Here is a 9,683-nt window from a genome sequence, read left to right on the forward strand (position 1 = left end):
CAAAAAATACTATGCCCTGCTCAACAAGCTTAATCCAATTATCGAAGATCATTGGCTCACCAAAAGCGATCTGATTGTAACAGCCGTCTTTGCCTTTATTACACTTGAACCAACCGTGATGGCCGAACTTCTTTGTTAGTTTGCTATTCAAATTATCTCTATCCCAACGGGCTAGGATAACTCCCTCTTGTTGTAGGCTTGGTGGGACTATATTTGCTTTATCAGGGCGAGGATCTTTTGAGTAGTTATAAACGATGATTATGTTCTTTGCATCATCAAAAACCATTTCTGAGCCATTATAGGTTGATGGAGAGTTAAAGTTAGGAATTGGGCTACCTGACCATGAGTAACGTCCACCCTTTTCTACATTAGGTTTACCAAACACTTCCATAAATTGCGTGCGGTCAAGATCAATTTCTTTGTCTTTAAAGATATAGTAATTAGCACTCCAATCTCCAAAAGTGGTCTTACTACCAGTAGAATTTTTCATCTCATAGCCGTATAAGTCTGGCTCGTTGTTAGCATTCGCGGCTATGCCCATTTGTCGCTCTAGCCAGTGACCTGCTTTTCCGTCATGGCGCTGATTAAAGCCGTCAATATTGGGTGATCTACCATAAACATTCTCTTTGAAAAGCTTGATAATTTGCACCTCTTCATTTGAAATAGCTTCTTGCATGAAAAACTCCTTTGTCACTAAGTGGTATCTTCTTGAAGAAGCTATCATACAGAGTGTTGAAAGGTTTTTTATCAAATTACAAGCAAGGGTTACGAATTAGATGATAAAAATTAAGAGGGCTTACCATCATGGGTAGCTTGTATGCGTATCTAAGCATTGGGGAGATAAAAATGGGCTTACTAATCGAGTAATAATGTGACAGACAACGCACAAAAAGTCGTAAGCAGTGAAATACCACCAAATAGAATTAAACTGCGTAGTTTCGTTTCGTCCTATAACAATTCAAACCCTAGCAAGAAGTACTTACTAGGGTTTGAATTGTTAATTGCTCAAGAATCTACCTAAATTAGTTGGTCTAAATCACTAACTAACGTAAATCATCCACGACCGATAGCATTGCAACTAACGAGGCTTCACCTAGCTTAATTGAACGCTCTGGTGACCAGCCTGTAGCTACATTAGGTACATTATCATTATCCTTAAAAGGCATCTCTAATGTATTAGCCAAACAATCAAAACGCTCGGCCACCCAGTTAGTAGCGAGGCTCATATTCGCTTTGCCCGGCGCATTAACCTCATAACCTTTTTCCGTTTGAAAATCGGCACTAGCTAATTTTAACACTTCTGAAAACCTCTCCCTCAAACATGCGAGGCGGTCATTATAACTTGGCACACCTTGTGAGCCTGCAAGGAATACAAAGGGCAAGGCTTCGTCACCGTGCACATCATAAAATAGATCAACACCAGTCTGCTGCATTTTATTGATCACATAAAAGACCTCAGGGCTTTTGTCTAAACTTGGGTTTGACCATTCTCTATTAAGATTAGTACCGACTGCGTTGGTGCGCAGATGTCCGCGCACACTACCATCAGGGTTCATATTAGGCACAATATAGAAGTTAGCTTTGTCCAATAATAACCTAGCGCTAGCATTATCATTATCAAGTAAGCTATGAATCAGTCCATCGACCAACCATTCAGCCATGGTTTCACCTGGATGCTGACGCGCTGTAATCCAGATACTGCGCTTATTACTATCCCCATCACCGATTTTTACTACTGTCAAATCACGCTTATCAAGCGTCTCCCCTAAATGCTCTAAAGTTACTAGCGGATGCAACTGCACTGATGCCAACAGGTCCAGATGACGCTCGTAGCTGTAAGGGGCAAAATAGGCAATCTGAATCGTGTCGTATTCCATATCCGCTTCTATGGTCAAGGTGCCGTCTTTATATGAGGTGGGCAGACGAAACCAATAATCACGATCGAATGAGGCAACCGCTTGGTAGCTGTCCCAGCCTTCAAGGTATGAAGCTCCACCAGCATTAACGATGTTGAGCACATAATGCTCGCCCACCTGACCTTGAATAAGAAAGTTAAACCACTGAAAAAATTCACCACCGACGTCTGGACGAATAGCTAACTGGATGTTATTTTTATCGTCTGAATTAATAACTTCGATATTACCGCTATCGAAATGGGCACTGATATGCATAATATTTCCTTAATTGGGTTTTGTAGAGTAATCAATCACACTCAAGTGAGATAAAGACACTGACTAACCCAAAATAAAAGATGAATCTAAGACAGCCTATTTTAAAGGCTAGTAGTCTAAAAAATGGACAACTACTCATCACTTTAATCAGTCAATTGTTAAAAGTTAAATAAATAGTTGCCCAGCTCTTTTGGCTTCTTCAGTCTTGGTAGATTATGCCATCAATGCCCGTAATGCCAAAACCCGGTGCATCACTTAGCGTGATTTTATAATGGTCATATATAGCGCCGCCATGAGCATGATCTTCACTGCATAATATAGGTCCATCAAGGTCAAACTTAGTGATTACACTCTTGGCAGCTGCTAGATGAACGGCTGCCGTTACGCTGACTTTTGACTCAAGCATAGACCCAATCATACATTCGACCCCGTAGACTTCTGCCATAGAGACGATCCTTAGAGCATTATGGATACCACCGGTTTTCATAAGCTTTATGTTGATGATGTCTGCTGCACCTAGTTGCATAATCTTCAAAGCGTCATAAGGCCCAAAGACACTCTCATCTGCCACCGTCGGAATATCTATATTATCGGTTACGTATTTGAATCCTGCCAAATCATGCGCCAAAACAGGCTGTTCAACAAGCTCTATATTAAGTCCAGCATCCTCCATATTCCTTAGGGCTCTAACTGCTTCTTTTGGACTCCAGCCTTGATTCGCATCAATCCTCAAGTCGATATCATAACCGACGGCATCACGTATAGATTGCATTCTTAGCATATCTTTTTTACCGTCTTTACCTACTTTTATTTTCAGCGTTTTATAGCCTAATTTAACCGCTTTAATACTATCTTGTGCCATCTCCTCAGGCTCATTGATACTGACCGTAATATCTGTGGTTAACTCTTTTCTATGGCCACCAAGTAGTTTGTATACGGGTGCATTATAGAGTTGACCAAATAGGTCGTAGATAGCGATATCAACTGCCGCTTTTGCACTGTAGTTTTTAATGACACAATTATCAAGCTTGGTCATAATGGTTTCTAGGTCTTCTATATCTAAACCTATAAGCGCCTTTTTTATATGGTCTTCAATAGCGCCAACGATGGCACCTGTAGTATCACCTGTGATAACGCCTGTCGGAGCGGCTTCACCATAGCCTATACTTCCCGTATCCGTGTGTACTTCAACGATAACATCATTGACGCTTTTAACGGTTCTAAGTGCTGTTTTGAATGGTGTGGTTAAGGGTACTGATATATACCCTATTTTTATATCTGTAATTTTCATTGCGTTTCCTTACAATTGCTTGATAAATAAGTTCAGCATATCTATTTAGCTATGCTGAACTCATATATTAGCTTTTATTTTGGTGTATTTTTTTACCGCATCTTTATAGGCAATAATGATGGCTTTTTGCGAGCTTCCAAAATATCTCGTCACTATGTCTTTTTCTATCTCAAGATCGTAGCCATCAAAGCTTTTCCCTATAAAAATGCTTTTGATAAAATTTGAGGTGATATCAACGGTAGTAGAACAACCAAGATCAATGATTTTGTCATCAGTAATATCGATGACAAAACCAATAAAGAATATCTTATATCTCTCGGTAATAGCATTATCAAGATTTGTTTTGCCGTTCCCTACTACATATACTGTGTTTTTATCATACAAACTTATCATAACGATGCCTTTTGATTATATTATTGAGAGAATACTACCTACCAATAGTCCACCACCGGTACCTACAATATAACCAAGCATTGCCATCAGGACTCCAATAGGAATTAATGCCTCTCCATAAGCAGCTGCAAGTATGGGCGCAGAGGCAACCCCGCCTACGTTTGCCAGACTGGCGACACCGCAACTGAACAGATCCAGTTTGAAGATTTTGGCGACAATTATCATCAATACCAAGTGTATGCCAAGTATCATAAAGCCCGATAAAATGTAAAGTGGCGCTTCTGTCAGTTCAGAGAATTTTGCTCCTGAAGCAATGAGACCAACTAAGGTGTAAAGCATGACGTTTGCAATCTGATTCGAACCTGGAATTTTTCCGAACTTGGTCATACCCAAGGCAATACCGATAGTTGAGGCAATGATGACCGCCCAAGTCGTACCACTCAAAAAGCTAGTGCTAGGGAGTAAGTCAGCAAGATACCATGCACCAGCAGCAATAATAAGACTTGTACCAGTAAGCATCATAAGATCAGAAAATTCGATCTCCTGTCTATGCTTTGCACTTTCTTTTTCTAGGTTTTCAGCAACCTGCTCAAGCGTGCTTCTATCCGCTTTTGTGAACTTATCGAACACTTTTGAGTAGGGGACTAAGGCTAAAAGGACCATAACCCAGACAGCATAATCAATAGAGTCAATGAGCAGGGTATAACCCATATCGGCATCATTAATCTCAAGCGCTCCCTGAATTGCTACCATATTAGCAGTACCACCCATCCAGCTTCCTGAAAGGGCTGCAAATGCTTTCCAACCTTCAGGCGGATACATGCTTTTGAATATGGCGTAAGTAATAATAAAACCAATACCGATAGTAATTGAAGCAGCAAAGAATGCTATAAGCATCTTTGGTCCAAGTTTGACGATTTGTCTTAAATCTGCTTTAAGTAGCATTAAAAAGATCATGGCAGGGAGAATGGCATGTTTTAGTGCATCGTAAGAATCTGCGATTTCTCCTGATCGCTCCCAAAGACCAATTGAAGACATAATCATGACGCCAAAGTAGATAACAACAATAGCGGGGATATACTTAAAAAATTTAAGTTTAGTATTTTTTTCCGTAAAAATAACTAAACCTGCAAAAAACACGATAATCGCGACGTATGAAAAACCATTGGTAATCATAGTATTTCCCTATAAATACAATTTATGTATGATGGTTTATCAAGTCTCTCTTATGACGTGTAATATATAATTAACTGAGTAAGGGAGTTGACTACTTGGTGGTGTATCAAAAAGTATGCTGATCAATATTTAAATAACTTTAGGTACCTTGAAAGTCTTTTAGAGTCCGAGAACCAAGTACGGACTCCTTAGATTTTTCGCGAAAGCAGCAGTTCATTGACTTGCACTAATGGAGTCAAACGGCCTAGCGATAACTTATGCAAGATATCTCTTCTTATCTTGACTTTCATAGGTAGCATAATTTTTATGCACACCACAGATTATTTTAGTATGACAAGAACCATACTAAAATGTTCAGAAGGACAGTCTAGAGAAAAAAAAGGTAAAAATCTATATCAAAAAATTCAACTCTGATTTTAAATTAGTAGACATTAACTTGGAAGATTGCAATTTCAGAAAATCCTACTTTGCTTTTTATTAATGTATACCCTAGCGGAACCAGCTATTTCACCCTTCGAACCTATTAACAGGCCACTTAAAACAGACTGCTATAATGGAACCACTTATAACAGTCTATTTAGGTATTTATGAACCGCCCCGGGATTGTCGGAGACTCAACATTCTGAGAGAATACGACAATGAAAAGACAAGCCTACACTCCTGAGATTAAAGAACGCGCCGTTCGCATGCTTATTGAAGCGTCAGGCGACTATCCCTCCACATGGTCAGCTATTCAAGCCATTGCTCCTAAGATTGGCTGTACGCCTGAAACCCTACGATCATGGCATAAAAAATACAACGATCAAACCGTTCCTGCGTCGGTACAAGCTCAAAGCCAAGATCAACGTATTAAAGAGCTTGAACGCGAGAATAGAGAGCTCAAGCAAGCTACTGAGATCATACGTAAGGCTGCCGCTTTTTTCGCCCAGGCGGAGCTCGACCGCTGACTAAAATCATGATTCAATTCATCGACGATCATAAGAATAATTATGGGGTCGAGCTGATCTGTAGAGTATTACCGATTGCCCCATCAACCTATCACCGTGCTAAAGACTTGGAGAGCTACCCTGAAAAACGCTCACTGCGCAGTCAACATGACGACTTTTACATCAGCGAGATTAAACGTATCTGGCAGGACAGCAAATGCCGTTACGGTGCGCGTAAAGTATGGCAGCAGATGAAAGCTGACGGGTTAAAGGTTGCTCGTTGTACCATAGAGCGTTTAATGAGACAGCATGGCCTACAAGGTGTCTGGCGCGGTAAGGGTAAAATAACAACTCACAGCCGTGATGATCAAAAGCGTGCTGATGACTTGGTTAATCGTAACTTTAGCGCTCATCGCCCTAACCAGCTCTGGGTGGCAGACTTTACTTATATCAAGACGATAATCGGCTGGGTGTATACCGCTTTTATTATTGATGTGTTTGCTCGCGCTATTGTGGGCTGGAAAGTATCTAATCGTATGAACACAGATATGGTGATGGCGGCGTTAAATCAAGCAATAGCAGATAGAAACTATCCCAAAGATGTGATTCATCACAGTGATCGAGGGGTTCAGTATTTATCCATTCGCTATACTGATAAAATGGCTACATGCGGTGTTATAGCTTCTGTCGGTACGACAGGCGATTCATACGATAATGCATTAGCTGAAACGGTCAACGGGCTTTATAAGTCTGAGGTGATTCATTATTTAAAACAGAACTGGACTGGTGTGAACGATGTTGAACTAGCAACCCTTGAATGGGTGGATTGGTTTAATAGAACACGATTGGATATGTGTCACCCTTTGAGTTTGAAAAGCGGTATTATGATAATTTAACCCTGTCAGGCATCGCTGCCTGACTCAAGTAAATCACTCTCCGATAAAGTCGGGGCGGTTCAGTACCAAGAAGGCCGTTATCTCTGCTACATTTATCTGGCATGCTCTTAATCGACGCCGGCCACTAGCGATGATTTGCGTTTCAAACTCTGGCTTGAATGATTGGTAAAGGTCGTCAATGTAGCAGTATGGTTCGGTTAAGTTGTCCATGTAAGAAGTCCTTTTTGCATAAGTTGGTCTAGGTAAATTTACTTTAGCAATTGTGGACTTCTTTTTTGGCGCTCCCTTATCCCGAACTGGGGTCATTTAGCAAACCTTTGATTCACTACTATCTAGCAGGATAAAACGTCTCTGCACCAGGGCCTACTGGCAGACCAAATACAAACACCCAGACGCAAAATAAAATAATCCAACCAACTAAGAACGCAATTGAATAAGGTAACATCATCGCCATAAGTGTGCCAACACCAGTATTTCTCTTATAACGAATAGCAACTGCCATAATGAGACCAAAATAGCTCATCATAGGGGTAATGATATTAGTAGTCGAATCTCCAATACGGTATGCGGCCTGTATCATCTCAGGCGCATAGCCAGTTAGCATTAGCATGGGGACAAATATTGGTGCTGTCACGGCCCATTGCGCAGATGCCGAACCAAGCATCAAGTTAACCACCGCACATATCAAGATAAAACCGATCAATAAGAAAGGACCTGTTAAACCAATATCGTTTAGGAAAGTTGCACCAGATACTGCCATTACAGAACCAAGGTTTGACCAATTAAAGAAGGCGGTAAACTGCGCTGCAAAAAAGACTAAGACGATATAAATACTGAGCGAGCTCATCGCATGGCTCATCGCATCTACTACATCTTGGTTGTTTTTTATGCTACCAGTAATCTTTCCATATATATAACCAGGTATGGCAAAGAACACAAAAATGAAGACAACGATACCCTTTAAAAACGGCGAACCTGACAACAGACCTGTCTCAGCATTACGCAGGATGCCGTCAGCAGGTACCACGGTCCAAGCCAATAATAAACAGAATACCAGCATGCTAATACCAGCCCAAAAAAGTCCTTTTTTCTCAATAGTAGATACGCGCTCAGCTTTGGTATCTAATACTGAGGGATCATCGGCGTCAGTAGGATTGTACTTACCAAGGCTTGGCTCGACGATTTTCTCGGTCACAAGATAACCCAAACCACTAATCAAAAAAGTACTCACCATCATAAAGTACCAGTTGGCTTCTGCTCCAACAGTGTAAGCTGGATCGATGATACGTGCCGCTTCTTGAGTAATCCCTGATAATAAAGGATCAACTGTGCCAAGTAATAGATTAGCGCTATAGCCACCAGATACCCCAGCAAATGCCGCCGCGATACCAGCTAATGGATGTCGACCAAGAGAGTGAAATATGACCGCAGCAAGTGGTATCAAAACCACATAACCAAGCTCAGCGGCCGTGTTTGACATAATACCTGCGAACACAATAGTAAAGGTAACCATTTTCTTTGGCGCGTTTAACACTAGCCCACGTAGTGCGGCTGATATCATTCCAGAGCGCTCAGCGATACCAACACCAAGTAGTGCTACCAGCACCGTACCAAGTGGCACAAAACCAGTAAAGTTGGTCACCAAGTTTTCAACAATACGAGCTAAGCCCTCGCCGTTTAATAAATTGACGACCTCAATAGTTCCATCAGCGCTACGGCCGCTTGCACCCTCTGGTCGTGGATCGATTACCGATATACCAAAGTAAGACAGGACTGCTGAAAGAACCAGTAAAAATACTGACATCCATACAAACAAAATAACAGGATGCGGTAGTAAATTACCGAGCCACTCTACTCCTTTTAAAAACCGCTGCATGCGCGAGTCTTGCTCTGCTGCATCAAAATTATTATGTGGCGGATTGCCATTTGGCGAGTTACTTCCTTGCATAGCCGATTATCTCCTTCAAGATTAAGTACTTTTGATGCGCTTAAAGTGTATGAAAACACCGATAAAAGGTTATGATTGGAACATAATTGGAAAACAGAAACAAATAATTTTGTCTCATAAAACAAATTGTTTAGAATTTTGAGTAATAAGTAACCCCAGTTCAGAAGAAGGGAGCGCCAAAAAAGACAAAAACAAGAAGTTCACAATTGCTAAAGTAGGTTTACCAAGACCAACTTATGCAAACAGGATTTCTTCCATGAACAACTTAACCGAACTATAATGCCTCTTGGTCAGTCATCAAAGCGCTTGAGCGCAAAAATAAAGAGCTCAAATAAGCCAACGAAACTATAAGGAACGCGGGCGCTTTTATGCCTAGGAGGAAATGGGCGGACCGCCCAAGTGATGGTTGATTTTATTAATGATCATAAGTTGTAATATGAGTTCGGGCCAATATTAAAGTACTACCGCCTGCTCCGTCACCCTATCACTTCACTATACCTAAAACATAAAACCTTTAAATGATAATCTATCTATCATTAGACTTTTTTATATTATTAAAAGATAGTAATATCTTACTATTATCAATGAACATTAATTATTAGGTCTAAGTAATAGAGGTGGTGTTATGACCGTTCGTATTTATGTGAGAGCCAGCACTAAGGATCAAGACGCTAAGAGAGCCTTGTCTGACTTGATTAGCTTTAGCAAAAGCTATGATGATATCTATGCTGAATACATTGAACATTTCAGTGGTACGAAGCTAGATAGACCGGCACTCACTAAGTTACTTAATGATGCCAATCAAGAGGATATTCTGCTGGTTGAAAGCGTGGATAGATTAAGCAGATTATCTCAAGATGATTTTGCAATTCTAAAGCAGCG

At 40.7% G+C, this 9,683-nt stretch carries 7 protein-coding genes, 2 pseudogenes and 1 other annotated feature; of the genes and pseudogenes, 2 read left to right on the top strand and 7 right to left on the bottom strand.

What is annotated here, in order from left to right; translation table 11 throughout:
• The 5 genes from ACT3TU_RS12765 to ACT3TU_RS12785 all read right to left on the bottom strand — a co-directional run.
• On the bottom strand, positions 1 to 676 hold a 676-nt coding region (locus tag ACT3TU_RS12765; protein ID WP_444784461.1), incomplete at its 3' end, for an LlaMI family restriction endonuclease.
• A gap of 367 nt (positions 677 to 1,043) precedes the next feature.
• Complete coding sequence (locus ACT3TU_RS12770) at positions 1,044 to 2,171, bottom strand: M14 family metallopeptidase (protein WP_087815685.1); 1,128 nt, start codon at positions 2,169 to 2,171, stop codon at positions 1,044 to 1,046.
• Between the two features lie 199 nt (positions 2,172 to 2,370).
• Complete coding sequence (locus ACT3TU_RS12775; protein WP_193007183.1) at positions 2,371 to 3,462, bottom strand: dipeptide epimerase; 1,092 nt, start codon at positions 3,460 to 3,462, stop codon at positions 2,371 to 2,373.
• A gap of 60 nt (positions 3,463 to 3,522) precedes the next feature.
• Positions 3,523 to 3,855: a DUF3870 domain-containing protein gene (locus ACT3TU_RS12780; protein WP_226914304.1), complete on the bottom strand. Its 333-nt coding sequence runs from the start codon at positions 3,853 to 3,855 to the stop codon at positions 3,523 to 3,525.
• Between the two features lie 15 nt (positions 3,856 to 3,870).
• Positions 3,871 to 5,031, bottom strand: coding sequence for a DUF819 family protein (locus ACT3TU_RS12785; RefSeq protein ID WP_193007182.1), 1,161 nt, complete (start codon positions 5,029 to 5,031; stop codon positions 3,871 to 3,873).
• Positions 5,032 to 5,669: 638 nt separating this feature from the next.
• Between ACT3TU_RS12785 and ACT3TU_RS12790 the strand changes: the two are divergent.
• Positions 5,670 to 6,876 (top strand): annotated as a pseudogene (locus ACT3TU_RS12790) (IS3 family transposase).
• Positions 5,945 to 6,061: a sequence feature (AL1L pseudoknot), on the top strand. Its footprint overlaps the pseudogene before it by 117 nt.
• 37 nt (positions 6,877 to 6,913) lie before the next feature.
• Here the strand turns inward: ACT3TU_RS12790 and ACT3TU_RS12795 are convergent.
• Both ACT3TU_RS12795 and ACT3TU_RS12800 read right to left on the bottom strand, forming a co-directional pair.
• Positions 6,914 to 7,063: pseudogene (locus ACT3TU_RS12795) on the bottom strand (IS982 family transposase); the annotation flags it as partial.
• A 118-nt stretch (positions 7,064 to 7,181) separates the two neighbouring features.
• The gene (locus ACT3TU_RS12800; RefSeq protein WP_087815693.1) at positions 7,182 to 8,801 is read right to left on the bottom strand and encodes an AbgT family transporter; all 1,620 of its coding nucleotides are present in this window, start codon (positions 8,799 to 8,801) and stop codon (positions 7,182 to 7,184) included.
• Between the two features lie 625 nt (positions 8,802 to 9,426).
• On the opposite strand from ACT3TU_RS12800, the gene ACT3TU_RS12805 reads away from it, so the two are divergent.
• Positions 9,427 to 9,683, top strand: a 257-nt coding sequence (locus tag ACT3TU_RS12805) for a recombinase family protein (protein ID WP_444784462.1), incomplete at its 3' end; no start/stop codon positions are given.

Source organism: Psychrobacter sp. AOP3-A1-26 (genome assembly GCF_052378235.1).
Classification (GTDB): domain Bacteria; phylum Pseudomonadota; class Gammaproteobacteria; order Pseudomonadales; family Moraxellaceae; genus Psychrobacter.

What these genes read in the sequence shown, in the direction of transcription:
- ACT3TU_RS12770 (WP_087815685.1), bottom strand. Translation starts at nt 2,171, where the DNA reads ATGCATATCAGTGCCCATTTCGATAGCGGTAATATCGAAGTTATTAAT.
- ACT3TU_RS12800 (WP_087815693.1), bottom strand. Translation starts at nt 8,801, where the DNA reads ATGCAAGGAAGTAACTCGCCAAATGGCAATCCGCCACATAATAATTTT.
- ACT3TU_RS12785 (WP_193007182.1), bottom strand. Translation starts at nt 5,031, where the DNA reads ATGATTACCAATGGTTTTTCATACGTCGCGATTATCGTGTTTTTTGCA.
- ACT3TU_RS12780 (WP_226914304.1), bottom strand. Translation starts at nt 3,855, where the DNA reads ATGATAAGTTTGTATGATAAAAACACAGTATATGTAGTAGGGAACGGC.
- ACT3TU_RS12775 (WP_193007183.1), bottom strand. Translation starts at nt 3,462, where the DNA reads ATGAAAATTACAGATATAAAAATAGGGTATATATCAGTACCCTTAACC.